This is a genomic window from Neoluteolibacter marinus (assembly GCF_014904755.1).
Classification (GTDB): domain Bacteria; phylum Verrucomicrobiota; class Verrucomicrobiia; order Verrucomicrobiales; family Akkermansiaceae; genus Haloferula; species Haloferula marina.
Genome location: NZ_JACZFQ010000072.1, coordinates 47,179 through 71,466, shown reverse-complemented (window position 1 = coordinate 71,466; position 24,288 = coordinate 47,179). Strand labels below are relative to the sequence as shown.

20 protein-coding genes and 2 pseudogenes are annotated in these 24,288 nt (G+C 65.8%); 9 read left to right on the top strand and 13 right to left on the bottom strand.

Going from position 1 to position 24,288, the window contains the following annotated elements:
* Positions 1–15 precede the first annotated feature (15 nt).
* From IG178_RS14130 to IG178_RS14110, 5 genes are read left to right on the top strand one after another with little or no spacing between them, the layout of a single operon-like run.
* Complete coding sequence (locus IG178_RS14130) at positions 16–795, top strand: Hsp33 family molecular chaperone HslO (RefSeq protein WP_226895436.1); 780 nt, start codon at positions 16–18, stop codon at positions 793–795.
* Positions 796–798: 3 nt separating this feature from the next.
* Positions 799–1,692: a glucosyl-3-phosphoglycerate synthase gene (locus IG178_RS14125; RefSeq protein WP_193213210.1), complete on the top strand. Its 894-nt coding sequence runs from the start codon at positions 799–801 to the stop codon at positions 1,690–1,692.
* The gene (locus IG178_RS14120) at positions 1,689–2,135 is read left to right on the top strand and encodes a GNAT family N-acetyltransferase (protein ID WP_193213209.1); all 447 of its coding nucleotides are present in this window, start codon (positions 1,689–1,691) and stop codon (positions 2,133–2,135) included. Before IG178_RS14125 ends, IG178_RS14120 begins: the two co-directional genes overlap by 4 nt.
* 3 nt (positions 2,136–2,138) lie before the next feature.
* Entirely contained in the window at positions 2,139–3,608 is a 1,470-nt protein-coding gene (locus IG178_RS14115) for a glycosyltransferase family protein (RefSeq protein WP_193213208.1), read from the top strand.
* The gene (locus IG178_RS14110) at positions 3,605–4,312 is read left to right on the top strand and encodes an HAD family hydrolase (RefSeq protein ID WP_193213207.1); all 708 of its coding nucleotides are present in this window, start codon (positions 3,605–3,607) and stop codon (positions 4,310–4,312) included. The genes IG178_RS14115 and IG178_RS14110 overlap by 4 nt, the downstream gene beginning before the upstream one ends.
* Before the next feature lie 14 nt (positions 4,313–4,326).
* On the opposite strand, the gene IG178_RS14105 is transcribed toward IG178_RS14110, so the two are convergent.
* The 4 genes and pseudogenes from IG178_RS14105 to IG178_RS14095 all read right to left on the bottom strand — a co-directional run bounded on the left by IG178_RS14105 (position 4,327) and on the right by IG178_RS14095 (position 7,999).
* Positions 4,327–5,004, bottom strand: a complete 678-nt coding sequence (locus IG178_RS14105) for a hypothetical protein (protein WP_193213206.1) — start codon at positions 5,002–5,004, stop codon at positions 4,327–4,329.
* Positions 5,005–5,067: 63 nt separating this feature from the next.
* Positions 5,068–5,910, bottom strand: a pseudogene (locus IG178_RS26440) (RluA family pseudouridine synthase); the annotation flags it as partial.
* A gap of 114 nt (positions 5,911–6,024) precedes the next feature.
* Positions 6,025–6,858: pseudogene (locus IG178_RS26435) on the bottom strand (sulfurtransferase); the annotation flags it as partial.
* Positions 6,859–6,913: 55 nt separating this feature from the next.
* The gene (locus IG178_RS14095; protein WP_226895435.1) at positions 6,914–7,999 is read right to left on the bottom strand and encodes a DUF2891 domain-containing protein; all 1,086 of its coding nucleotides are present in this window, start codon (positions 7,997–7,999) and stop codon (positions 6,914–6,916) included.
* A gap of 97 nt (positions 8,000–8,096) precedes the next feature.
* On the opposite strand from IG178_RS14095, the gene IG178_RS14090 reads away from it, so the two are divergent.
* Entirely contained in the window at positions 8,097–9,428 is a 1,332-nt protein-coding gene (locus IG178_RS14090) for a hypothetical protein (RefSeq protein ID WP_193213204.1), read from the top strand.
* A 64-nt stretch (positions 9,429–9,492) separates the two neighbouring features.
* Here IG178_RS14090 and IG178_RS14085 read toward each other — a convergent pair whose 3' ends face one another.
* The 5 genes from IG178_RS14085 to fabG form a co-directional block, all read right to left on the bottom strand.
* Complete coding sequence (locus IG178_RS14085) at positions 9,493–10,344, bottom strand: rhomboid family intramembrane serine protease (protein WP_193213203.1); 852 nt, start codon at positions 10,342–10,344, stop codon at positions 9,493–9,495.
* A gap of 40 nt (positions 10,345–10,384) precedes the next feature.
* On the bottom strand, positions 10,385–10,735 hold the full coding sequence (locus IG178_RS14080) for a DUF2288 family protein (protein ID WP_193213202.1): 351 nt from the start codon (positions 10,733–10,735) through the stop codon (positions 10,385–10,387).
* A 132-nt stretch (positions 10,736–10,867) separates the two neighbouring features.
* On the bottom strand, positions 10,868–15,208 hold the full coding sequence (locus tag IG178_RS14075) for a beta strand repeat-containing protein (protein ID WP_193213201.1): 4,341 nt from the start codon (positions 15,206–15,208) through the stop codon (positions 10,868–10,870).
* 240 nt (positions 15,209–15,448) lie between these two features.
* Complete coding sequence (locus tag IG178_RS14070; protein WP_193213200.1) at positions 15,449–15,925, bottom strand: SixA phosphatase family protein; 477 nt, start codon at positions 15,923–15,925, stop codon at positions 15,449–15,451.
* 13 nt (positions 15,926–15,938) lie between these two features.
* Positions 15,939–16,685, bottom strand: coding sequence for a 3-oxoacyl-[acyl-carrier-protein] reductase (gene fabG / locus IG178_RS14065; protein ID WP_193213199.1), 747 nt, complete (start codon positions 16,683–16,685; stop codon positions 15,939–15,941).
* 127 nt (positions 16,686–16,812) lie between these two features.
* Between fabG and IG178_RS14060 the strand changes: the two genes are divergently transcribed.
* Complete coding sequence (locus IG178_RS14060) at positions 16,813–17,400, top strand: TPM domain-containing protein (RefSeq protein WP_193213198.1); 588 nt, start codon at positions 16,813–16,815, stop codon at positions 17,398–17,400.
* Positions 17,401–17,421: 21 nt separating this feature from the next.
* A complete protein-coding gene (locus IG178_RS14055) occupies positions 17,422–18,573 on the top strand; it encodes a HupE/UreJ family protein (RefSeq protein WP_193213197.1) in 1,152 nt (383 codons plus the stop codon).
* Here IG178_RS14055 and IG178_RS14050 read toward each other — a convergent pair.
* The 4 genes from IG178_RS14050 to IG178_RS14035 form a co-directional block, all read right to left on the bottom strand.
* On the bottom strand, positions 18,570–19,256 hold the full coding sequence (locus IG178_RS14050; RefSeq protein WP_193213196.1) for an ABC transporter ATP-binding protein: 687 nt from the start codon (positions 19,254–19,256) through the stop codon (positions 18,570–18,572). The two genes, IG178_RS14055 and IG178_RS14050, sit on opposite strands and share 4 nt — an antisense overlap.
* A gap of 112 nt (positions 19,257–19,368) precedes the next feature.
* Positions 19,369–20,457 carry an alpha-L-glutamate ligase-like protein gene (locus IG178_RS14045; protein ID WP_193213195.1) on the bottom strand — a complete coding sequence of 363 codons (1,089 nt, stop codon included), beginning with the start codon at positions 20,455–20,457 and terminating at the stop codon, positions 19,369–19,371.
* A 2-nt stretch (positions 20,458–20,459) separates the two neighbouring features.
* On the bottom strand, positions 20,460–22,001 hold the full coding sequence (locus IG178_RS14040; protein WP_193213194.1) for a UUP1 family membrane protein: 1,542 nt from the start codon (positions 21,999–22,001) through the stop codon (positions 20,460–20,462).
* Between the two features lie 18 nt (positions 22,002–22,019).
* Positions 22,020–22,781 (bottom strand): putative ATP-dependent zinc protease, encoded by a 762-nt coding sequence (locus IG178_RS14035; protein ID WP_193213193.1) that lies wholly within the window; start codon positions 22,779–22,781, stop codon positions 22,020–22,022.
* Positions 22,782–22,813: 32 nt separating this feature from the next.
* On the opposite strand from IG178_RS14035, the gene IG178_RS14030 reads away from it, so the two are divergent.
* A complete protein-coding gene (locus IG178_RS14030; protein ID WP_226895434.1) occupies positions 22,814–24,256 on the top strand; it encodes an efflux transporter outer membrane subunit in 1,443 nt (480 codons plus the stop codon).
* Positions 24,257–24,288 lie beyond the last annotated feature (32 nt).

Sequence of the window (24,288 nt, the reverse complement as noted above, 5' to 3'; positions counted from 1 at the left end):
GGCTAAAGTCCGCGCGTGTCGCAGCCGGAGCAGGTCGGAAACATCGAGGAGTTCATCAAGGTCGAATCCATTTTCGTCCGCCACCGCAATGCCCTGATGCTGCGGGCGAAATTCGCGCCGATCTACACCGACTACTACCTGCACCTGATGCAGCACGGGATCCGCCATGCGCCGGAGCTCGACCAGATGCTGAAGGATTTCCTCGCCTGCATCACCCTCCATGCCGTCGCGCGGCCATGGGCGGAAACCGTCGCCTGGACCGTCAACCTGCGCGCCCCGCGGGTGAACCTATTCGCCACCGCCGGCTCGCTCCACGAATCCGTCACCGGCCGCCTCTTCACCGAGGACGTGCGCGAACCCGACCGGAACTTCTTTTATTCCCAGGTCACCGCGCAGCACATGAGTGAACCGCGGCTGTCGACCCTCGAAGTCGACGAGCGCGACCCGCTCAGCTGGGTGGAACAATTCTACGCCCGCTCCGAACAGCGCCCGGCACGGATGTTCCGGCACGAGGACGAGTTGTTCAGCCTGGTCACCGCCCAGCCCGACTGCGACGAGGAATGGCTCGCCAAGCTCGACACCGAAGCCGCGGAACGGATCGAGGACACCGAGGAAACCTCGCTGCTCGAAACCCGACGCTTCCACTTCCACTGCGGCTGCGACCTCGGCAAGATCCTGCCCATCCTCGGCTCCTGGCGGGATCGCCCCGACGAGCTCTTCGACGGCGCGGACTACATCACCGTCCAGTGCCCGCGCTGCGCCGCCCGCTACGAGGTGACGCGGGACATGATCTAGTGCATGGCCCGGACCTTCCACCACCGCGACTTCGCCGATCTGCCCGCGCTCGTCGCGGAGAAAGAAGCCGCCGGCCTGCGGGTCTCGCTGTGCATTCCCACGCTCAACGAGGAAGGCACCATCGCAAGGGTCGTGTCCGTCTTGAAGGAAGCGCTGGTCGATCAACACCGCCTGCTCGACGAGCTGGTCGTCATCGACTCCGGCTCGACCGACCGGACCCGTCCGCTCGCCGGGGAAGCCGGGGCGGAAGTCGTGCTGGCGTCCGACATCCTGCCCTTCCACGGCCACCGCACCGGCAAGGGCGAGAACCTCTGGAAGGCAGTCCACCACCTCAGCGGCGACATCCTGTGCTTCGTCGACGGCGACATCGGCAACATCCATCCGCGCTTCGTCTACGGAACGGTCGGTCCGTTGATCCGCCACGCCGGGCTCGGCTACGTGAAGGGCTACTATGAGCGCCCCTTGCTCGCCGCGGAAGGCGTCGATCCCCGCGGCGGCGGACGCGTCACGGAGATTCTCGTGCGCCCGCTGCTGCAACGCTTCTGCCCGGAACTTGCCGGCCTCCACCAGCCGCTTTCCGGCGAATACGCGGCGCGACGGGAAATACTCGAGGCCCTGCCCTTCCCCACCGGTTACGGGGTGGAGACTTCGCACCTGCTGGACGTCCACCGCCACCACGGGATCGGCGCGATCGCCCAGACCGATCTCGACGAGCGCATCCACCGCAACCGCTCGCTGGCCCAGCTCGGCCGCATGTCGGGCGAGATCCTCGACGCCTTCTTCGCCCGTCAACCCGTCCCCCAGGCCGCTCCCGGCGAGCGCCCGCCGATGATTTCTCTGCCCGAGTATCGCGAACGCTTCCCTGCCGCCGCCGCTCGCGCTAGAAGACCGGCGTGAGCCCTCCGGTGATTCGCGAACTCGGCCCCGAAGACATCAACGCCGCCACCCTGCTGCTGGCGGACCTCAATCCGGGCATCCCCCACGATGTCCTCGCCGAACGCTTCCGCACCATCCTGGCCGAGCACCCGCATTACCATGCCTACGGGGCATTCGTGGAGGGGGAGCTGGCCGCCGTCGCCAGTGCCTGGATCGCCACCAAGATCTGGTGCGGCCGCTACCTCGAGCTCGACAACCTGGTCGTCGGCCCGACCCGTCGCTCGCTCGGGCTCGGCACCGCCTTGATCCGCCACCTCGAGGAGGTCGCCCGCGAAAACGACTGCAACATCGCGGTGCTCGACAGCTACACCTCGAACCACGCCTCCCACCGCCTCTACCATCGGCTTGGATTTGAGATCTGGGGCTTCCACTTCGTCAAACCCCTCGCCGCCCTCGACCGCTAGCCCATGAGCGCGCCCTATTCCGTCGCCATCGTCCACTACCACCTGCGCCGCGGCGGGGTGACGCGGGTGATCCACACCGCCTCGCGCTGCCTGACCAAGGCCGGCATCCCCCATGTGATCCTCAGCGGGGAAGCGGATGAAAGCGGCGCCAAGCTCCCGGTGGAAGTGGTGGAAGGGCTCGGCTATTCCGGGGGCAACGGCGGACCGAGCGGACTCCAGCTGGTCCAGGCTATGCGCTCCGCCGCCGCACGGGCCCTGGGGAGCGGTCCGGTCATCTGGCACTTCCACAACCACACCATCGGCCGCAACCGCAGCATGGCCGACGCGGTGGCGATCCTCGCCGAGGCCGGCGAGCCGATGGTGCTCCAGTTCCACGACTTCGCCGAGGACGGCCGCCCCGGCAATTACCCGGTGATCGCCGACACCGAAACCCTCTACCCGCACTCGCCGCGCATCCGCCAGGCCTTCATCAACTCACGCGACCGCCGCCACTTCCTCGCCGCCGGCCTGCCCGCCGGGGAATCGGCGTTGCTGCCGAACGCCATCACCCCGCCGGCGCGCGTCAAGCCGCTCGACAAGGCACCGGAGCACGCGCTCGTGCTCTACCCGGTGCGCGGCATCCGCCGCAAGAACCTCGGCGAGCTCTTCCTTCTCGCCGCCCTTTCGCCCGCTGGCACCCGCTACGCCGTCAGCCTCGGTGCCGGCAAGGGACGCTGGCGCCCGTACCACGACGACTGGGCCGCCTTCGCCGAGGATACCCGCCTGCCGGTGATGCTCGATGTCGTCGGCCGCCTTTCCCCGACGCCGCGCGCGCCGCGCACCTTCGCCAGCTGGTTGCGGCACTCGACCCACTGCATCACCACCTCCGTCGCGGAAGGTTTCGGCCTCGGCTTTCTCGAACCGGTCACCCTCGGCAAGCCATTGCTCGGGCGCAACCTGCCGGCGGTGACCAATGATTTCTCAGAAGCCGGGATCGTCCCCGGCCGGCTCTACGACCGGCTGCTGGTCCCCGTCGAGTGGGTGGGCATGGAAACCCTCCGCCAGCGGCTGGTCCGCACCCTCAGCGACACGCTCGAAACCTACGGCCAGTCGATGTCCAACGAGCAGTTGAACCGCTCCTTCAACGCCATGCTCCACGATGGCCGGCTCGACTTCGGCAATCTCCCGGAAGACCTGCAGCGCCAGGTCATCCACCGCATCCTCGCCGGCGACGGGACCGGCAAGGTGCTGGTCGAGATCCGCGCCGAAACCCAACCGGCGGAAGCCTGGCTGCGCCGCGTCTTGAAACAAACCGCGCCGACCGCCAAGCCCACTGATCTCGCCCCCTATTCGCCCGACGCCTATGCCTGCCGGCTCGGCAAGCTCTACGGGTCGGTCCTCGCCGCCTCACCCCAAGCGCCGGAATACGTGCCCAAGCACAAGATCCTCGCGCAGTTCCTCAAGCCGGGATCGTTCCATTTCCTCTGCACGTGAAGCCCCTGCCCACCGGCATTCCCCCGCAGCTCGATCCCCTGCCGGGCATCAAGGCCGTGATCTTCGACATCTACGGCACGCTCCTGATCTCCGCGGCCGGGGATACCGATCCGGATCCCGAGATCGACGCCGCCATCGAGGCCGCCCACGCGACCTCCCCCTATCCTTACTCGGAAGTCGACATCCGCGAGATCCACGCCGCGCTCCAGCCCGGACTTTCCCCCGCGGAAATCGAGCGCCACGCCATCGCCTGCGAGCACCGCTCCAATCCCACCGCCGTCATGCCGGGCGCCACGAAAACCCTGCGCGCCCTCGCCGCGCGGGACTTCTCCCTCGGCCTGGTTTCAAACGCGCAGTTCTACACTGTCCCGATCCTCGAACAGCACCTCGGCGCCGGCCTCGGCGATCATGGGATCGACCCGGAGCTCTGCCGTTTCTCCTACCTCGACCGCCGGGCCAAGCCCGACCCCTTTCCCTTCCAACAGGTCCGTGACCGCCTGCGCCAGCGCGGCATCAAGGCTCGAGAGGCGCTCTACATCGGCAACGACGTCCGCAACGACATCGCCCCCGCCATCGCCACCGGATTCCGCACCGCCCTTTTCGCCGGCGACGCGCGATCCCTGCGGCTGCGCGGCTTCAGCCCCGAAAGCTGCGGCGCGGACCTGGTGCTCACGGAGCTGGGACAGCTTGTGGACTGCTTGTAGGAAGCTCCTCCCCCTCAACTCCAGTAGGTCCGAATGTGAACTGCATCGCCCGATGGGGAAATCTTCACCTCGGCGAATTCGGCACCCGAACCCGCTGGATAGGTGTAGGTGGCCCAACCCTCGTGATCGACGACCGGAACAACGGAAGCCGGACCGGGGCTCGTTGCGATCCACGACTTGATATGCGCCGGGCTGTCCCGGAAGCGGATAGTGAACTCCCGGGTGAAGCTCGATCCCTTCGTGCGGATCTCAATATTGGAGGCCGTCGGGGGCAGATCTTTGAACCTCGCCCACTCTTGTGCGGTCTCCATCATCGACTCCCGGTGGCCGGCTTGCGCGATACCGAAAACCATTCCCGCCGCGAAAAGAACCATCGATAGGATGGAGATCCAGCCAGCGACACGACGGCGCCGCAGATAGGCTTCCGCTTCGGTACCGGCGAGTTTCTTTCGATAGCCACCCACCCAAGTCCCCTGGGCAAGGAGTTGAAGGGCAGAGGTTCTTGCAAGGTAGCCATTGTCAGGCTCGCCCTTGAAGAAGAATGTTCCGGGACGCCCGAGCCCACGCCACACTTCCCGTCGATTCTGATAGAGCCACCTGGCAAGCTTTGATGCCACGAAGTGTTGCGCCCAATTGCTTGCTCCAAAGAGGACAAATGCCGCGATGAGGAAGGCAAACAGAAATGGATTCATTGTCATCGCCGGCCGTTCAAAGCGGTTGTTCCTTTGTTCAGTTGGCCATGCCAGCTCGTTCCCCTACCCGGGTATGGACCAAGTGGGAGGACCGGCATCGAATTCCACCCGCTCGCCGCTGCGGGGATGGGTGAAGCGGAGTTTCCAGGCGTGGAGGCACATCGGCGGGTCCTCCGGTGAGAGTGTCTGGGTGTCCCCCCGCCCGCCATCTGGCAGGTAGACGGGATCGCCGACGATGGGATGCCCGGCATGCCACAGGTGGATGCGGATCTGGTTGGTGCGGCCGGTGAGCGGGCGGACCTCGAGCAGCGCCGTGCCGTCGTCATCGCGACGGACCACCGTGACCTCGGTCAGCGCGGCTTGGCCGGCGTCGTCGATCTCCCGCGCGCCGAGGGCAACGGGCTCATCGGAAATGGAGGCATCGAGGGTGAAGCGGTCTTCCGCCGGGTGCCCGTGAACTTTTGCCAGATAGAGCTTCTCCACTTCGCCGCGGGAAAACTGCGGTTGCAGTAGTTTCGCGAAGTGCCGGGTGCGGGCGCAGACGACCAGACCGCTGGTGTTCGCGTCGAGCCGGTGCGCCGGACGCGGTTTTTCCGGATGCCAGGCGGCATGGAGGAAATGCACCAGGGTGTTGCGGTTGAAGCGGCCGCTCGGATGCATCGGCAGCGGTGCCGGCTTGTCGAGAATGAGGATGGCCTCGTCTTCATGCAGCACCGCGACATCTGCATTCACCGCGGGCTCAACTACCCCGGGCATCACTCGTGTCCACTGTTCCCCCGCCCTGACGGAAGCGTCCGGCGTCGCGGGGGCATCGCGTGGATCCAGGATGTGTCCGGCTTCCAGGTGGGCGAGCCATTCATCACGGGAAATGTGGGCAAAGAGGATCTCCAGCACCTCGAGGATCGTCTTCCCGTCGAGTTCGCCGGGGATGCGGATCGGCCGGCGGTTCTCATAGGGCTGGCTGCCGGGCAGCGGGACGGTGACCTGCCGCAAGGCCGCGTGCCGCGCCTCAATCCGCTCCGCCATCTTGTCCTCGTCCGAGCGGAAACAATGCGGGCAGGAAACGTGCCCGATGTATCGCGGGTCCGACTGTTCCTCGACCGTGAGCGGCGCCTGGCAGGCGAAGCAGACGGCCGAACCCGTTTCGCGCAGGCCGGGATCAACCCCGACGCGCTGGTCGAAGACGAAGCACTCGCCGTCGTAGTGGTCGGCCCCGACTTCCTCGAAGTACTTCAGGATCCCGCCTTCGAGCTGATAGACATTGCGGAAGCCGGCCTGCTCCATGAAAGGGGCCGCCTTTTCGCAGCGGATGCCGCCGGTGCAGAAGGTCACCATCGGCGCGTCCTTGAGTTCCGCGGGCAGCTTGGCGACGGCCTCGGGAAAATGGCGGAAATGGTCGATACCGGCAGGGATGGCATTCTTGAAGGTGCCCAGCTTGACCTCGTAGTCGTTGCGGGTGTCGAACAGCACGACCGGCCGGCCTTCATCCAGCCACTTCTTCAACTCGCGTGCCTCGAGCCGCGGCGAGGTGTAGGTCGCGGGATCGATGCCCTCCACCCCGAAGGCGATGATCTCCTTCTTCAGCCGCACCAGCATCCGCGAGAACGGCTGTTCATCGCTGGCACTGTACTTCGGCGCCAGGTCCTCCAGTCCCGGCAAGGCGCGGAGCTCCGCCAGCAACTCCTCGATCGCCGGAGCCGCCCCCGCGACGAACAGGTTGATGCCCTCCGGCGCCAGCAGGATCGTCCCCTTCAGCGCGCGTTCCTTGCAGAAGGCGAGCAAGCGTTCGCGCAGGGACTTGAGGCCGTCCATGCGGGCGAAGCGATAGCAGGAGATATTGGTGACAGCGGGCACGGCGGGACGGTGAAACCTGGGACGGCGCCGGGGAAAGCCGAAACTTTGCCGCGGATCACGGCAAGCCGGTCCCGCCCAGCAGGTAGACCGCGAAGGAGCCGAGCCAGTGCTCGCCCTCGTAGTGCCCGCTCGACACCAGGGCGAGCCCCTCCTTGGCGTGTTTGGACGCGGCTTCCTGCAGCACCGGCTTGCGGGCGTCACCCTCCGGCAGGGACGCGGCGATCCCGCGCATCGTCCAGGCCCGGGTCAGGTTCAAGCCGGCGAGGTGGATCAGGTGGCCGTCGCTCGGGTCGCTCACCGTGACCGGGGTGAGCAGGTTGCCGGCGGATCCCCCGGCGAGTCCCGGAAGGTAGCGACCCAGCCAATCGCAGTACTCGTCTTGCGGCAGAACCCGCCGCATCAGATCGGCCACGTTGAGGCCCGGGGAGAAGAAGTCGTTGCCGGACGGCTCGTAGGCCGCCGGGTAGTCGCGGTCGCCGCGATAGAAAGATCGCGCCTTTTCCAACAGCAGCCGCTCGAATTCCCCGTCGCCGGTGGCGCGGGCATAGTCGAGCATTTGCGCCAGCGGAAAGGCGGTCTCGGGGTGAAAGCCACAGCGCACCGGCCATTCGAGTTTCGGCAGGTAGCCTTTTACCAGCCCGGCGATCTCCCGCTCCAGCGGCGCAAAATTCGCCGCCCATTCGCGGCCGTCGGGATCGTCCCAGTCATGGAGCTCGCGGGCCAGGCGCAGCGCCCAGGCCCAACCGTACATGCGTTCGAAACTCCGGTTCTCCTTCTTCTGGAAGTAAGCAGCTTCTGCTTGCAGTTTTTCGGCGGTCAGTCGACCGCGCAGGACCATCCGCGCCTCGTCCGCAAACGGCGCCTGTGGAAACAGCTTCAGCAGCCGCACCAGCGTCCAATGGCCGTGCACCGACGAGTGCCAATCGAAATGGCCGTAGAACACCGGATGCATCTGCCGCGGCGACTTCAGGTCGTCCGCCCCGGTGGTGACGTGGCCGGTTTTGTTGGGGAACTCGCGGTCGATCCCCGCCAGTGCCAGTTGCGCGAAGCCTTCCGCCTGCTCGACCGTCATGCCACTTTCCTCGGCGATTGCAGCCGGAATCACAAGGGCGGTGACAAGGGACAACAGGCAGCGGATCATGGGGCGAGGAAAGCGGTTCCCCGGCCAGCCGCCACGCCATTTCACCGATTTTTCACATCGCCGAAGCCGGCGGCGGCGTTATGGTCGTCACCGGATCATGAAGACTTCAACCGAGGAGCTCCGCGACGCCTGGCAACGTCACGCCAAGACCGTGGCGCGGAAAATCAACACCGCCTGGTGGATCGAGACCCTGTCGGTCCCGCTGGTGGTGCTCGGCCTGCTCGGCGCCTGCGCCCTGCTTCTGGTCCGCCGCGAGATGCCCGACGCGCCGCTTTGGATCCTGGCCGCTGCGACGGCCGGCACGGTCGCCGTTCTCGCGGCAATCGCTTGGCTGATCGCCCGCAGGCGCTTTGAGAAGCCGGCGCTTTCCATGGTCCGGATCGAGGCCTCGATGCGGCTTCGCAACGCGCTTTCCGCGGCCAGTGCCGGGGTCGCGCCGTGGCCCGAACTGCCGAAGCAGGTCGATGCCGGCGTCGATTGGCATTGGCAGCGGGTGATCGTTCCGCCCGTCGCCGCGCTGGGATTTCTCGCGGCGGGTATGCTGATCCCGGTGTCGGCCCGTGATACCGGCCCCGCCGATCATCCGGACCAACCGATGGCCTGGGAGAATCTCGAGGCCGACCTCGAGCGGCTCGACCAGGAGGAGATGATCGATGAGACGTACATCGAGGAGATGCGCAAGAAGCTCGAGGAGTTGCGGTCCCAGGAAGAAGAGGACTGGTTCAGCCACTCGTCCCTTGAGGCGACCGACACCTTGAAAAAGGAGCACGCCAACCAGGTGGAGAAGCTCGACCGCGAGCTCACCCGGGCCGATCGCGCCCTCGGCAACCTGGAGAAGAACGCCGGCGGCATGTCCGCTGCGGAAAAGGACCGCCTGCTCAACCAGTTCGACCAGGCGCTCCAGGGTCTCCGGAACGGTGCCCTCAAGCCGAACCCCCAGCTCTTGGATCAACTCGGCCAGCTCGACCCGAACAATCTCGGCCTCAATCCCGAGCAGCTCCAGCAACTGCGCGAGAACATGAAGAAGGCCGGTCAGGCTTGCAAGGATTGCCAAGGCGGAGGCGAGGGCCAAGGCGACGAGTGGCTCGACGAGCTGCTCGGAGGCGACGGCCAGGACGGTGAGAAGCAGGGCGAAGGCCCGGGCAAGGGCGGCGTCGACCGGGGTCCCGGTCATGCACCCGGAGTCCTCGGCAAGGAAGGCGACAAGATCGACACCGGCGATCTCACCGGGATCGAATCAAAGGACCTCTCCCGCGCCCTGCCCGGGGATCTTCTGCAACTTCAGGACGGGGAACACGATGTCGACAAGACCCCGATCGGCGCCCGCGCCGGCGGTGCGGCGGGATCGACCGGCGACGGTGGCGATCGCGTGTGGAAGGACGCCCTCGACCCGGACGAGCAGAAGGCGCTCAAGAAGTTCTTCGAGTGATGGTCTCCATCAAGCCCTCGGTTCCAAAGGACTACCGCGGGTTTTAAGCATCATCCCCTCCGGATCAGGCGGCGCGTTCTTCTTCCTCGAACGGAATGGTCGCTGCCACCGCCGCGCCGAGGGCAACCCCGCAACTCCAGCCGGCCACGTGTCCGGCCACATCGGTCACCCCGTCCTGTTGTCCCCCGCCGGTGCCATACCACCCCAGCACCACCAGCCCGACCATCACCGGTCCGAGCAGCGGTCGCAGCCGTCGGTAGGAACCGGCGCGCCACGCGTGCATGCTGAACACCCCGACCAGGATTCCCACCGCCCCGAAGGTGGCCGTCGAGGCCCCCAAGGAGCGGAACGACTCGGGCAGGTGGAGCCAGGCATTGATCGCGTTCCCCAGCGTTCCCGCGGCCAGGATCAATGCCCATCCGCGCAGGGCGCCGATCGATTTCGCGACCATCACGCAAAAGAGCCCGCCGATGCCCAGATTCCCCAGCAAATGGGCGGCATCGGCGTGAAGGAACAGGGCGGTGAACGGACGCCACCACTCGCCGCCGTCGAAAACCGCCAGATTGGAATTCAACAAGCGGTCGGTGAGCGCCGGATCGCGCCCTTGCCAGACAAACATCCCCACCAGCGCCGCGATCCAGAGCATCGCCAGCTCCACGCCGGCAGGAAACAGCGGCGGTTCCGCAGGCTCACGCCGCTCCGACTGCTCCGCCGCGTAGAGTTCGAACTCCCGGCGGATCGCCGCGGCATGATCGGGTTCAGCGTGCAGCGCGTAAAGGCCGTCCCCGGCATGCACCAGGCATTCGCGGTTCATCGCCAGCACCACCAGCGCGTGCTCGTGGGCCTCGGCCAGCGAAGGCCAGGCGCCCACCGGCACCAGTGCGGTCGCTTCTTCCAGCAAGGCGCTTTCCTCCATCGGCCGCAGTCTGGACCACAACGGCCATCCACGCAACCGGTCACCCCGGCACCGGCCGGCACAGCACGAACGGCGAAACCACCAGCGCCTCGAACTCAGGCGCCTCCATGGCCCACTGGATCGCGTGGAGTTGCTCGATCTTCACCAGGTCACCCGCCTTCAGCCAACGCTTCACCTGCTCCGTCTGATTGCCGGAAATGGCCGCGCCCACGGTCTCAAGATCCAGCCCGGGATCGACGAAATAGAGGACTCCGCTCTCGAAATGAGGGCTGAGATAACCCCACGCCACGACGCCTTTGAAAGCGGCCAGCTTCTCCTCCGGCGTGCTCGAGTCCTCGCCGAGGATCGCATACTTCATTGGTTCGGGGCCGGTCGGGTCTTGGGAAATCATCGGCGCCGAGCCTAGGCGGGCGATGCTCCCCGTCGAGGGCATTCCCCCTGCCTACCCCGCTGCAAAAGCAAAGAGCCGCCCGGCAAATGCCGGACGGCTCCAACCCATCCGAGAACCCCTATCGATGGTGAATCAGGGAATGTCCACGCGCAGGCGGGCGAACAGGAGTCCGCCGGCACCCAGCGCACGGGGGATCTGGACCGTGACCCGGTCCACCCCCGCTTCAAAGCCGTCCATCTCCACCGAGATGATCACCTCATCGGTCCCATGTGCCGCCGTCGCCCAGCCCGATAGATCCGAGCCATATTGGACGTACGGATTGGCGGAGGCCGAGGCGGCGGTGCGGCGGAAGACGAAGTTCAAGTAGGTCGCGTCGCTGGTCGCGGTGGGGAGCAGCGCGTTCGAATCGGAGTTCGGACCGCTCGGGTCGCCGCCGATGACAAACTCGATCCCGTTCTCGATGCCGTCGCCGTCGGAGTCGGTTCCGGCACCTGCACCGGCGATGCCGTTGCTGCTTTCGAAGTCGGCGTAGGGATCAGCGACACCGCCGACATTCAACATGCCGGTGCCCGAGAAGTGAACATCGTCGATGTTGGCGGCACCGGACCCGGTGGCGCCGTAGGTGCCGCTGGTGATCGGGGTTCCGCCGTCGAGGATCAGGCTGGCCACCACGTCGCTGGCGCCGTGGGCGAGGTCGAGCTTGCCGGCGGCCCCGATCGAGACCGTGGAATTGTCGTCGAGGCTTGCCGTGGCCAAGCCGAGGACGCCTTCGGTGACGGTGGTCGGGCCGGTGTAAGCCAGGACCCCGGCAAGGGTCAGGTCACCGGTCCCGGTCTTGACCAGCGCGAGGTTCCCCTCGTTGCCGGTGCCGCCCAGTTGACCGCTGAAGGTCCGGCCGGCCGCGTTGACATTGACAGTGAGCGTCGACGTGGCAGCCGCCCCGCCGAGGATGCGGCTGTCGATGTTCCCGTTGAAGTTGGAGATGTCGCTGAAGGTCTGGCTGAAGCCGTTCATGACCAGGGTGCCGGAGACACCCGCACCGTCGCCGAACACGGCCCCGACGGACGCCGCCATCACGTTATCTCCGCCCAGGATGACCGAGCCCTGGCGGATCCAGATGCCATCGTCGAAGGTGCTGGTGCCGTTGAGCACAACCGACCCGGCACCATACTTCTGGTAGTTCACCGGGATGGTGCCCTTGTTGACGCTGCCGCTTCCGCCCAGCACGCCATTGAAGATCACGTCTCCGGTCGTGGTGTTGGCGCCGGCCGCGACGTTCATGCGGTAGCCGTAGCCGCCGGTGTTGAAGTTCACGGAGCTGTCGATCACCGACCCGGACGCGGCGGCATCCACAGAAAGGTGCGCTCCGCCGATGTCGAAGCCGTTGAGGGTCGACTGGCCGGATTCGTAAGTGCGGACCGTGGTCGGGGCCGTCGACAGGCGCAGGCCGCCGCTCCGCTGGAAGGTGATCGCGGTGCCCGCCTTGAGGTAGAGACCGGACGGCGACGCCAGCCCGGACCCGTGGACGACCGCCCCCGAGTTGTAGTTTCCGGTCGAGGTGTATCCAAGTTCGAGTACGGCGCCCGGCTGCACGGTGTAATCCACCACGCCGCTCTTGGAGTTCATCCGCAAGGTGCCCTCGGCGACATTGACGCCGCCGGTCCAGCTGCCGCCGCTGGAAACCAGGCTACCCTCGCCGGTCTTGGTGAAGGGACCACTGCCGGAAAGCGGGCTGGAGATGGTGAGGGTGCTAGCCGCCGGAACGTCGATGACCGCATCCGGGGAGCTCAGGGCGATGCCGCGGGTGGCATCGTCGATCGCCATCGTCCCGCTGACAGAGAGCGTTCCGGCGCCGAGCGTCAGCTGGTTCGCCACCAGCCCCAAGGGAGAGGCACCCAGGGCCTCCTCGCTGCCGATCACCAGTGTGCCGCCACCGATCAGGGTCTTGCCGGTGAAGGTGTTCTGGTTGTTGAAGATCACGGTGCCGTCACCGTTCTTGTCGATGCCGGTCGGGCCGCCGATCGCTCCCCCCGAGAAGGTGAAGGTGTCGAAGGAGTTGTCGAACGACAGCGAGGCGACCTCCACCGTTCCCGACACGGTGATGTTGGTGTTGGTGGCATCGTCCTCGAAGCTCACCGCATCCAGCGGGAAGAACTTCGACGCGGTGCCACCGCCCGACAGTTCCCAGTTGGTGGCTCCGTTGGTGTCCCAGACCCCGCTGGCGCTGCCGGTCCACAGCAGCGAGTCGGCGGCGGTCACCTCGAGGATCACCGAGGTCGTGGCCGCGTCATCGATCAGCGTGTAGGAGATATGCGGGTTCGACGAGGAACCGAGGCTCAGCCCCGCGAAGCCGGCCCCTTGGATCGAGCCCTCGTAGTCGAACAAGGTGAACTGGTCGCCGACGAACAGCGGGATCGTCGGAACGATGTCGATGGAATGGCTTCCGGTGATGCTGAAGCCGTCGGTGTCGGTGGTCCCCAGCGTGTCGGCGATGGTCGCCGTGTCGTAGCCGAGACGGAAGCTGCTGGTCGTGCCGTCCTTCAGGTCAAGGGAAGGCATCGATGAGGGAACGATCGCACTCACCGAGTTGCCGGAAATCATGCCGCCCGTATTGACGACGACCGGAGAGGCGTCGGCCCCGGAAACCCTCAGTTGCGCGCCGTCGTTGACCGTGGTGGTCCCGGTGTAGGTGTTGGCACCGCCCAGCGAAAGCAGGCCGGACTCCACGACGATCCCGCCGGGGCCGCTGAGCACGCCGGACAATCCGATGGCATGGTCGCCGGCTTCGACCGAGAGGTCCCCGTTGATGCCAGTCAGTGCCATGCTCTGGCCGCTGCTCCACGGCGCCAGCGCCCCGAGGGTTGCGCCGCCGAGATTGATCGTCTTCGCGCCGTTGGTGGTGATGCCGCTGCTGCCGAGATTGAGCACCCCGCCTTCGAGGTTGTAGGTCGCGGGATTGCTGCGGCCGTTGGCCAGGTCGATGCCGAGGAGATTGGCGGTTCCGCCGGTCTGGTTGAAGGTGACATTGGTCGAGTCCCAGCCGAGCCCGAGCTCGGCGCCGAGGGCGTTCAACTCGCCGCCCGAGAGGTTGTAGACGCTGGAAGCGCTGCCTGCGCCCCAGTGACCGATGTTGAAAGACCGCAGCGAGGTCTTGATGTTGCTCGTGCCGGTGACGTTCAAGGTGCCGCCGGTGTGGGTGATGGTCGACTTCGCGCCGTTGCCATCTGAGGTCACGAAGCGGTCGGCATTGATCTCCGCGCCGCTGTTAATGGCCACTTCACTGGTGCCGTAGACGCGGAAATGGGTGGTCCCGGCGATGGTCGAGTTGATCTGGAAAAAGCCGCCTTCCACGCGGGTCTCGCCCGTGTGCGAAGCGGCACCGTTCAACACCATTTCACCGTTGCCTCCCTTGGTGAAGTTCCCCGCCCCGGTGATCGGGCTGTCCACGGTGAGAATGAAGCTGGCGGAGGCATTGAACCCGGCGTTGCCGCTTTCCACCACCACCCCGCGATTGGCCGGTAGGGTCAGGTCGTTGCCGCCGATGGTATCGGCGTTCGCGAAGCGGGCTCCGTTCGCCAGGGTGATCGCGTCGGCCACGGGAGCCGCGGGCACGGCGCCCAGGGCGGAGTCTTCCGCCACTTTCAGCTGACCGCCGCCGATCCGCAGCTTGCCGGTGTAGGTGGCGCTGTTGTCGGACTCGATGACCAGGGGACCGCCGTCGGTCTTGGTGAGGCTTCCGGCGCCGGAAATGGTTCCGGTCACGATCGTGCTGACGCTGCCGTAGGTGCGGATGAAGCCGCCGTTTCCGGTGATGCTGATGTCGCGTGAAAGCGTGAGTCCGCGGTTGGTGTCCACCAGCCCCCCGCCGTCGAAGATCAAGCCGTTGGCCGCGTCCCCGAAGGCCGTGTCCGCATTCCAGCCGACGATGCCGGAAGTGATCGTGAGGTCACCGGTGAAGGTGTTGACGCCGGTCAGGTCGAGCTCGGAGTTCGAGCTCCCCCCGTTGTCAGAGGTGTTGCCGTTGGCCGCGATCGTGAGCCCGCCGGAGCCGGCAAGAACCGAACTGATCGCGACATTGCGGTTGGTGGTTGGTCCGAGCAGCGAGGTGTCGATGGAACCTCCGCCGATGTTGATCGTGCCTCCGGCGATCGTCACCGTGTTGCCGGCTTCCTCGACGACAATCGAAGGGGTGGTCACCGTGCCGGTCACCGTTGCAGTGAAATTCGCGCCGTCGCTTCCCGCGGAGAAGACGGCACTCTCGCCGTTGGTCCAGGCGGTCGTGGCGGCATCGCCGGCAGCGGAGGTCGACCAGTTGCTGTCGGCATCCCAGTTGCCGGAACCGTTTCCTGAGCCCGCGGTCGCACCATTGGTGTCCCAGTACAACGAGGCGGCCGGTGCCACGGAATGGATCAGCGCCGTCGCGATGGCGGTGTGCAGCAGAGAGCTTCGAAGAGTCGGGACTTTGATGTTCATGTGGATCGTGGGGTCGCCCCAATTCGCGCCCACACGACCAAATCCGTCAACTCCACCCATCAAACCTGCGTAAAAATGCCACCAATGAAGAATTTCTGAATGAAGAATCCACAAACTCTGAATGGAAAGTGATGAATTCAATAATCACGAAACCTCACCTTCCAAGCACCTTTCTGCGCTTTCATGTCCATTTCCGCAAAATTGCGCCCTCGATTCGCAATCTCCGCTCCCCCCATCCGATCACCCCTGGATCATCGAAACGGGGAGATGGAAAAGCAGCCGGGCGTGCCATGCCGGCGGGTGGACAAGCAACCCGCTGACGCAGGCCTTTTTCACCTCCACCGAACTGCCACTGCATCCGAGCAACCACTCGATGAACGACGACAGATCGGGCTCGTGGCCCACGATGCCAACCCGCTCGAAATCACAAAACGCGACCAGCTCGCGGATCGCCGTTTCCGGGTCCATGCCACAGGCCAGCCAGCCCTGGACGACCGGTCCGGGCATTTCCGCGGCCTTGCACAAGTGCTCGGCCGTCTCCCGCGCCCGGACCAGCGGGCTGGTGAGGATCACGTCCGGCCGGCGGTCGATCTGCTTGAGAAAGCGGCCGATCCGCTGCGACTGGTCGATCCCCTTTGCCACCAGCGCGCGTGCTCCATCGCCCTGCGGATGCCCGTGGGCCTCGGCCTTGGCGTGCCGGATGACAAAGAGTTCCATGGCGGCGGGTGGATTACATGGTCATGCCGCCGTCGACGGCGAGCACCTGACCGGTGATATAGCGGGCTTCCTTGCTGGCCAGGAACAGCACCGCGGAAGCGATGTCCCCGACCTCACCGAAGGATGACAGCGGGATCTTCCCGAGCACTTCCTCGCGGACCTTCTCCGGGAGTTCACCGGTCATGTCGGTGGTGATGAAACCGGGAGCCACCGCGTTGCAAGTGACCTGGCGGCCGGACAGCTCGCGGGCCACGGACTTGGTGAACCCGATCAAGCCGGCTTTGGAAGCGGCGTAGTTCGCCTGCCCGGCATTGCCGATCAGCCCGATCACCGACGCGATGTTGATGATGCGCGGATCCTCGGCCTTCATCAGCACGCGCATGAAGGCCTTCACGGTGTTGAATGCGCCCTTGAGATTGGTGTCGAGCACCGTCGTCCAGTCCTCCTCCTTCATTCGCATCAACAAGCCGTCGCGGGTGACCCCGGCATTGTTCACCAGGATGTTCACGCCGCCGAAATCAGCGATGATCTGCTTGCCGAGCTCCTGGACCGCCTCGTGATCGGAAACGTCCACGGCATAGGCCTTCGCGGCCCCGGGATAGTCGGCGTTGATGGCCTCCGCGGACGCCCCGCAGCTCGACTCGCTGCGGCTGACCACGGCGACCTTCGCGCCTTCGGCGGCGAGAGCCATGGCGATTGAACCTCCTATCCCGCGGCCACCCCCGGTGACCACGGCCGTCTTTCCTGCGAAGCGCTGCATGGCGGGATCGTGCGATGCGGTCCGCCCGCTTGCCAACCGGGAAAAGCGGCAACCCGCCGCATGGAGCTCCCGATCCCGTACAGCTTTGGCCTTCCGCTGGACCACCGGGAGTCGTTAGAAATCTCCCATGCACTGCCCTTACTGCAGGACCCGGCTGACCGAGACCTCGCCGGAATGCCCGTCCTGCAAGCTGACCCTGGAACGGGCGAACGCCTTGCTGGGGCCGGTGCCGCGCTTGACCGAGGGCGTCTCGGACACGGCAGGTGTTCTTTCGAAAAACGACATCACCCGGATCCGCAAGGCGATCCGCCGCTTGATGTGGACCTTCCCGCAGGTCCAGCTGCACGTGATGATCCATGCCTTCCCGGCCGAGCATCCCTTCGAGTTGCATGTGTTCTGGGTGTTCAACGGCGGCGGCATTTCCATCGAATCCTCCCGTGGCGGTGAGAACCGGACCATCCTGCTGGCCATCGATCCCCGGCGAGGATCCACGGCCCTGATGGTCGGCTACGGGCTGGAGCCGTTCCTGGGCGAAGCCGCGCTCGATCACCTGCTGGAACTTTCGGAACCCGCCTGGCAGGCCACACAGTGGACACGCGGCATCCTCGAAGTAATCGGCGGCCTCGATCGCCTGCTGGAAGGTGCCGCCCTCGAAGTCGCGGACGCGTTCCGGCTTTCCGCACTCGCCTCCCCGCAGCGACGCGGAGAGTTCTAGTTGCAAGCACCCTCCCGCGCGATGATCTCCACCCCGATGCGCATCGTCGGATTGTTTCTCCTGCTCGCCGCGGCGTGCAGCCACCTGCTGGCCCACCAGATCGCGGAGATGCCGATCGACCTGCAGATCCATGGCACCCAGGTATCGGGCATCATCGAAGCGGACGCCGCCTACATGTTACCCGGTCTTCGCGGGGACGAGGATGAGGAGCCGAAAGACCTGGCCTGGTTGCGCCAGCTCGGCCCGGCGGGATGGGAAGAGATCGAGCGGGAGAGCGACAAGTATTGGCACGAATGCCTGCAGCTTGAGGCCGACGGCGCCCCCCTACCCTGGAACCTCAAGATCCCGGCCTTTCACGAGGATCCGGCGCCTTTCATGAACGAGGGGGAGGCGGAGGAGTTGCCAATGCTCGAGATCCATCTCGAAGCCGAACTCCCGCCGGGCGCAAGCAAACTGGAAGCAATCTGGCGCGAGCCCTTCGGAGTGGTGCTGATCGTCACCACCGGCGAAGGCAGCTCCGCGGAGGTTCTCCCGATGGTCAGCGGCGAGCGCGCCGTGGTGGCGGAACGAAGCCCGGAGCAACCGGAGATGCGGCCCAAGGAATCCTCGCCCGGCTACTGGATAAAGCTCGGCTTCGTGCACATCCTTCCGCTCGGGATCGACCACATCCTTTTCGTGCTCGGCTTGTTTCTCCTTGCCCCGAAATGGAAGCCGCTGCTGCAGCAAACCATCACTTTCACCGTCGCTCACTCGGTTTCGCTCGCCGCCGCCGTGCTGGGCTGGGTGACGCTGCCCGCCAACCCGGTGGAGATCCTGATCGCCGCCAGCATCGCGTGGGTCGGCGCGGAGAACCTTTGGGTCAAGGAACTCGGCAAGGGGCGTCTGCTGCTGGTCGGCGCCTTCGGCCTGATCCATGGCCTCGGCTTTGCCAGTGTCCTCGCCGAACTATTGCCGGTCGATCGCCCCGACCAACTGCCCGTCGCGCTGCTCGGCTTCAACGTCGGGGTGGAATGCGGCCAGATCGCCGTGCTGGCCGCGGCCTTCGTGTGCTTCGGCTGGCTCGGAGAACGCTTCCGTGTGGTGAAGCGCGCCGGCTCCATCGTCATCGCTGTGGCCGGCCTGCTGATGGTGGTCGAGCGGCTCGTGGGGATCGACTTCCTGCCCGGTCTTTAGGCGCTCACCGGAGTCGTGTCGGTGATCGTGCCGTCCTTGATGATCAGGCGCCGGTCACCGCGGGTGGCGAGATGCTCGTCGTGGGTCACCACCACCAGCGTGGTCCCGCTTTCCGCCGCCAGCCCCAGCAGGAGTCCCATCACCTCGGCGCTGTTGCGGGAGTCGAGGTTGCCGGTGGGTTCATCGGCAAAGAGCACCGGCGGGTGGTTCACCAGCGCGCGGGCGATCGCCACCCGTTGCTGTTCACCGCCGGAAAGCTCCGCGGGCAGGTGATCCGCCCGGTCCGCAAGCCCGACCCGCTCCAGCGCGGCCCGCGCCGCGGCGTCCGCATCCACGCCACCGATGGCCCCGGGAACCAGGACGTTCTCAAAGGCGGTGAGCTCGGGCAGCAGCAGGTAGTTCTGGAAAATGTAGCCGATCTTGGCATTGCGGAACGCCGCCTGCCGCTTCGGCCCGAGCGAATAGAGGTCGGTGCCGTCGATGTGCACCGTCCCCTGTTCCGGATGCTCCAGTCCGGCCAGGGTGTAGAGCAGGGTGGTCTTGCCGGCGCCGCTGGGACCACAAAGGAAGACGCGCTCGCCGCGGTGGATCGAGAGGTCGATGCCATGCAGCACCTCGATGCTCTTCTTCCCGATGCGATAACTGCGGTGAAGGTTCGAGGCCTGGATGACGGGGTCGGACATGCCCCGAAAGACCAAACCCCCCCGCCCCCGTCAAGCCGCCCCCGAGGAATCGGGACCCGGGAGGTCGACACCCCGCACGGTCGCTGCCCGCGCCGCCCCGACTCCTGCCGGATCACGCCGGCTTCGCGTTCACACCGGCGGCCGCGAAGCTTCGTTGGGAGAAGGCGATCTTCTGGGCCTTGGTATCGTGCGGGTGGCTTTCGTGCCGGGCCAAGACGGGTTCCAGGCGCCGCAGCAAACCGACCCCGTTGGCAAGTTGGATCGCAAGCCCGGGCCGCGCGTTGACCTCGATCATCAGCGGGCCGGCTTCCTCGTCGATCATCAGGTCGACGCCGAGGTAACCGAGGCCGGTCATCTCGTGACAGGTCACCGCGATGTCGAGGATGGCATCCCAATGGGGAAGCTGGACGCCGACGACGGGAACTTTCAGGTCCGGATGACGTTCGATCGGGTGGCCGTGATGAACGGCACGGATCGTGCGGCCGGTGGCGAGATCGATCCCCACGCCGATCGCCCCCTGGTGGAGGTTGGAGCGACCATCCGACTCGCGGGTGGAAGCGCGCAACATGGCCATGACGGGATAGCCATGGAACATCACCACCCGGATGTCCGGCGCTCCTTGGAAACTGATCTCCGTGAGCGCCCTCGCCGGTTGCACCCGGTGCTCGATGAGGGCGAAATCGCGCCTGCCACCGAGACTGAATAGCCCGGCAAGGATGTTGGAGCAATGGTGGCGGACTTCATCGAGGCTCAGGCGGGCTCCGCTGGGTTTGATGAAGTCATCTCCCTCGCGGGACATGATGACCAGCACACCCTTGCCGCCGGACCCCCGGGCCGGCTTGATCACGAATGACTCGCGCCCCTCGATCAGGCGATCAATGCGGGAGGTCTCATGCGGGCTGCGAACCACCGCGTAGGTCTCCGGGATGGCGAGCTGGTGCTCGGCCGCGATCTGCTTGGTGCGGAGCTTGTTGTCGACCAACTCGTAGAGCCGCCGCGGATTGTTCGGCAACAGGAAGCGGGCATTGCGCATGTTGATCCCCACCACCCCCATTTCCCGCAGCTCGCGCGGGGTGCGGATCCAACGATGCCACCAACGCTTGGTCGGCGCCACGGGGGGAGGTGTCGTAGGCTCGACGGGCGGCTTCGGCCCGGATGCCAGCTTGCCGGCGCTTGCGTCCTGTTTCTTCAGGTCTTGCATCGTCAGACCTCCTTGAAATCCCGGAAGCGGAAGAGTTCCGACAAGCGGTAGCCGGTGTAGCGGCCGAGCAGGATGATGAACGCGAGCAGGACCAGCAGCAGTTCCGGGAAATAGAAGGCCAGGTACTTCACCTGCCTTACTGCCATGAACCGGTAGGCGATGACCGCGACCACCAGCGAGCCGCCGACCTGGAGCAGCGCGCTGCGCTTGCCCTCTTCTTCCCAGATCAGCGACATGCGCTCGATGGTCCATGCGAGGATGATCATCGGGAAGAGAGTGATTTGCAGCCCCGACCGCATGCCCAGCTTGTAGCTGATCACGCTGAGCAGCATCATCAGCAGGGTCACGATCACCACACAGGCGGCAACCCGCGGCACGACGAGCATGTTCAGTTTCGACAGCAGGAAGCGGAACCACAGGCCGGCCGCGACAATGACCGAAAACATGATCAGCCCGCTGTCCACCGGCATCTCAAGCAAGGCCAGCGCCAGCAGCACCGGCATGAAGGTGCCCAGGGTGGCAATCCCGATCAGGTTGCGCATGACCACCACCACGAAGGCGCCGAGCGGGATGAGGACCACGAAGCGGAACACCGCCTGCTCCGACGCAGGAAGACCGAAGATGGTGGAAATCAACAAGGGCGAGTCGCGCAGGTCGGTGAGGTCCTTGAGCGGGATCAGGTCGCGGATGACCGTGAAAACGAGCTGCGAGGCCTCCCCCCCGGTCACTTCGAACAGCGAACCGCCACCGCGGTTCCAGACGAACATCTTGGTCGGATCGATGGTGGATGAAGGCTCATCGGGGTCCCTGACTTTCCAAGTCGCACCATCGTAGTATTCAACCAGGCGGATCGGTTGCTGGCTGCCGCGGGCTTCCTCCAGGCGCACGCCGTAGGCCACCCGCGCGGGCACCCCGGCCATGTTCAGGAGATCGATGCCCAAAACCGTCAACGCACTGCGCCCGGACTCGTCCTCGTAGCGGGCGCGAAGCAGGCCGACTTCCTGCGAAGTCTCGATCGCCGCGATTTCGCCGAACAATCCCACAAACAATGAGTCGGGATCGGCGGACACCGATTTCGCCCGCTCGACGACCTTCTTGGCCGCATCCTCCATCGCCCCGGCGAATCCGGGTGTCACGGCCTCCGGCTTGCCGCCGCCGGCATTCGGGATTGGCTCGCCGCCGCTCTTCTGCCGCCGCGGGAAACTCACGCGGTAGTAGATGGCCTGGTTCTCGTCCTTCTCCTTCTTCTCGGAAGTCCAGACCGCGGTGTATTCCCCGAGATCCTTGTCGACATAGTAGTTGTAACCCACCGACCCGGCATCCTTGCCCAGTCCTTCGTCGATGGCGGCGGCCGGCAGGGAGAGCCGGGCGTTCACCTTCCCGCCGTCGGCGATGAAAGTGATCTTCGCTTCGACCAGCCACTGCTCGGGAAGATCACCGACGCGCAGGGGCAGGCCGAGTTCGACGTGCTTGTAGGCTGCAATGCCTCCGCCGATCAGGCTGAGGATGGCGACCACCAGGATCAGTTTGATGCGTGATGCCATGAAAAGCGGCGGGAAGAATCAGCGCATGATCTTCTGGTCGGCCAGATAGGGGCGGGACGGATCCACCCAGCCGAGCTCCTTGATCGTGGTACGACCGATCAGGACCGGGCTCAGCATGTTGCTGCGGTTGTTGAGCGTGAAGTCGGCGCGCAGCTTGCGGTCGCCGATGGTGAAATTGAGGCGAACGACCTCGCGGGCCTCGGATTCCCCGCCCGGCTCCTTGATATGGGCGATCCGGGTCAGCGGTGCCTCGATACGAATGCGGGCCGACTTTTCCTCACCCGGATCCGTGACGATGAAGCGTACCCATTTCTTGCCATCGCGCTCGAAGAGCTCCTTTTCCTCCGCATGGATCGAGCTGGTGCGTGCACCCGTGTCGAGCTTGGCGGCGAGCTTCACCTCCTTCTCGCCGACCTTCACCCATTCGCGCCAACCGTAGACCTGCACCGGATCCGAAGACAGCGGCCGGGCCACGGCGACCGCTCCTTCGGCGGCCTCCTTGCGCTCGGCGGCGGCGGCATCGTCTTCATCCGGCATCACTTCCACCGGCTTGTCCTTGTCGGTTTTCTCGGGCTTGGGCGCATCTTCCTTGGGCTTTTCACCCTCCGCCGGAGTTGCGTCCTTCTTTGGCGGCGCTTCTTCCTTGCCCTCGGGCTGGGTCTCGGTTGGCTTCTCCGCGGTCTCGGGTTTCGGAGCTTCCTCCGCTCGGGAAACCACACCGGCGGCCAGAAGACAAATTGCCGACAGGAAGGACGTAAGGGCTTTTCTTTCGACGGTCACGCGGACCGACTATCAGCGACTGAACCAAGGAAATGCAACGGAATTCCCGTCACAGCCTGCATACCGGACCATCCCCGGCCGGCCGTCTGCGTCATCTCATCGTCCTCGCCGGATTGCCCCTCGCGGCTTGCAATAATATGAACTTCGAATCGCCGCGGGAACGGATCGAAGTCGGCAGCCCCGCCACCTGGCAAGCCGCGTCAAGCGGCAGCGATGGCAAGATCAGCACCGGCTGGCTGAACGAGTTCTCCGACCGGGATCTGAACCGCGCGGTCGACGAGGCCCTCGCCCACAACCAGGACCTCAAGGCCGCCGCCGCCCGGATGCGGCAGGCGAAGGAGTCCAACATCGCGGGAAAATCCCGGATCCGCCCGACCGCCAGCCTCGGAACCTCGGGTGGTTACAGCATTTCCGAGAATGGCAAGCTGCCCGCCAGTGAAAGCGAGCGCTACGGCCTGTCCCTCGCCGCCGGCTGGGAGGCCGACCTCTGGGGGCGCCTGCGGGACTTGAATGCCGCGGACGATGCCGACTACGCGGTCGTTCGCGCCAACTACCGCGGCGCACGCCTGTCCCTCGCCGCCAACGCCGCCAAGGCCTGGTGCAACCTGATCGCCACCGAGCAACTGCTGGAGCTGGCCCACAGCACGCTCGACTCCAACCAGCGGGTGCTCCGCGCCGTCGAGCGACTCTTCAAGGGCGGCGCCGGTCAGGGTGCCCTCGACGTCCAGCTCGGCCGTACCAACGTCTCCGCTTCGGAGCGCGCGGTGAAGGCAACCGAACTGTTGCGTGACGAAGCCGCCCGCAGCTTCGAGGTGCTGACCGGCCGCTATCCTTCCGGCAGGACCCGTGCCCAGCGCGAGCTCCCCACCCTGAAACCGGGCGTGCCCGCCGGGATCCCCGCCGACCTCATCGAGCGCCGCCCCGACCTCGCCGCAGCGAGGGCGCGGATCTTCGCCTCGGCCAAACGCGCCGACGCGTCGCGCAAGGCCCTCCTCCCGCGTCTCGCGCTCAGCGCCGGCAGCGGCACCTCGGTGGATCACTTCTCGAACCTCCTCAATCCGGCCTGGCTCACCTCATCGATCGCCGCAAACCTGAGCCAACCGCTCTACGAGGGCGGCGCCCTGGCGGCCGACGCCCGGGGCGCGGTGGCCGCCAACCAAGCCACCATCCACGATTACTCCCAAACCGCGCTCGAAGCCTTCCGCGAGGTGGAATCCGCCCTCGCCGCCGACCTCTCGCTGGCCGAGCAGGAAGCCTACCTTATCCAGGAAGTCGAGCAGGCCGCTCTCGCCCAGAAGCAAGCGGCGCGCGACTACTCCGACGGGGTCAATGATGACATCCTGCGCGTGCTTGAGTCCCAGAACCGCGCCACCAACGCCCGCAGCGGTTTGATCCGGCTGCGCAACGACCGGCTCCAAAACCGCATCGATCTCCACCTCGCCCTCGGCGGTGATTTCAAGACCGAGGCCCGTTGACGCACAAAGGCGCAATTCCGGCCGATCCTGTT

Coding starts and splice junctions, on each gene's coding strand:
- IG178_RS14125 (WP_193213210.1), top strand. CDS start 799: ATGGCCCGGACCTTCCACCACCGCGACTTCGCCGATCTGCCCGCGCTC.
- IG178_RS14115 (WP_193213208.1), top strand. CDS start 2,139: ATGAGCGCGCCCTATTCCGTCGCCATCGTCCACTACCACCTGCGCCGC.
- IG178_RS14105 (WP_193213206.1), bottom strand. CDS start 5,004: ATGAATCCATTTCTGTTTGCCTTCCTCATCGCGGCATTTGTCCTCTTT.
- IG178_RS14095 (WP_226895435.1), bottom strand. CDS start 7,999: ATGATCCGCTGCCTGTTGTCCCTTGTCACCGCCCTTGTGATTCCGGCT.
- IG178_RS14090 (WP_193213204.1), top strand. CDS start 8,097: ATGAAGACTTCAACCGAGGAGCTCCGCGACGCCTGGCAACGTCACGCC.
- IG178_RS14085 (WP_193213203.1), bottom strand. CDS start 10,344: ATGGAGGAAAGCGCCTTGCTGGAAGAAGCGACCGCACTGGTGCCGGTG.
- IG178_RS14080 (WP_193213202.1), bottom strand. CDS start 10,735: ATGATTTCCCAAGACCCGACCGGCCCCGAACCAATGAAGTATGCGATC.
- IG178_RS14075 (WP_193213201.1), bottom strand. CDS start 15,208: ATGAACATCAAAGTCCCGACTCTTCGAAGCTCTCTGCTGCACACCGCC.
- IG178_RS14070 (WP_193213200.1), bottom strand. CDS start 15,925: ATGGAACTCTTTGTCATCCGGCACGCCAAGGCCGAGGCCCACGGGCAT.
- fabG (WP_193213199.1), bottom strand. CDS start 16,685: ATGCAGCGCTTCGCAGGAAAGACGGCCGTGGTCACCGGGGGTGGCCGC.
- IG178_RS14060 (WP_193213198.1), top strand. CDS start 16,813: ATGCACTGCCCTTACTGCAGGACCCGGCTGACCGAGACCTCGCCGGAA.
- IG178_RS14055 (WP_193213197.1), top strand. CDS start 17,422: ATGATCTCCACCCCGATGCGCATCGTCGGATTGTTTCTCCTGCTCGCC.
- IG178_RS14050 (WP_193213196.1), bottom strand. CDS start 19,256: ATGTCCGACCCCGTCATCCAGGCCTCGAACCTTCACCGCAGTTATCGC.
- IG178_RS14045 (WP_193213195.1), bottom strand. CDS start 20,457: ATGCAAGACCTGAAGAAACAGGACGCAAGCGCCGGCAAGCTGGCATCC.
- IG178_RS14040 (WP_193213194.1), bottom strand. CDS start 22,001: ATGGCATCACGCATCAAACTGATCCTGGTGGTCGCCATCCTCAGCCTG.
- IG178_RS14030 (WP_226895434.1), top strand. CDS start 22,814: ATGCAACGGAATTCCCGTCACAGCCTGCATACCGGACCATCCCCGGCC.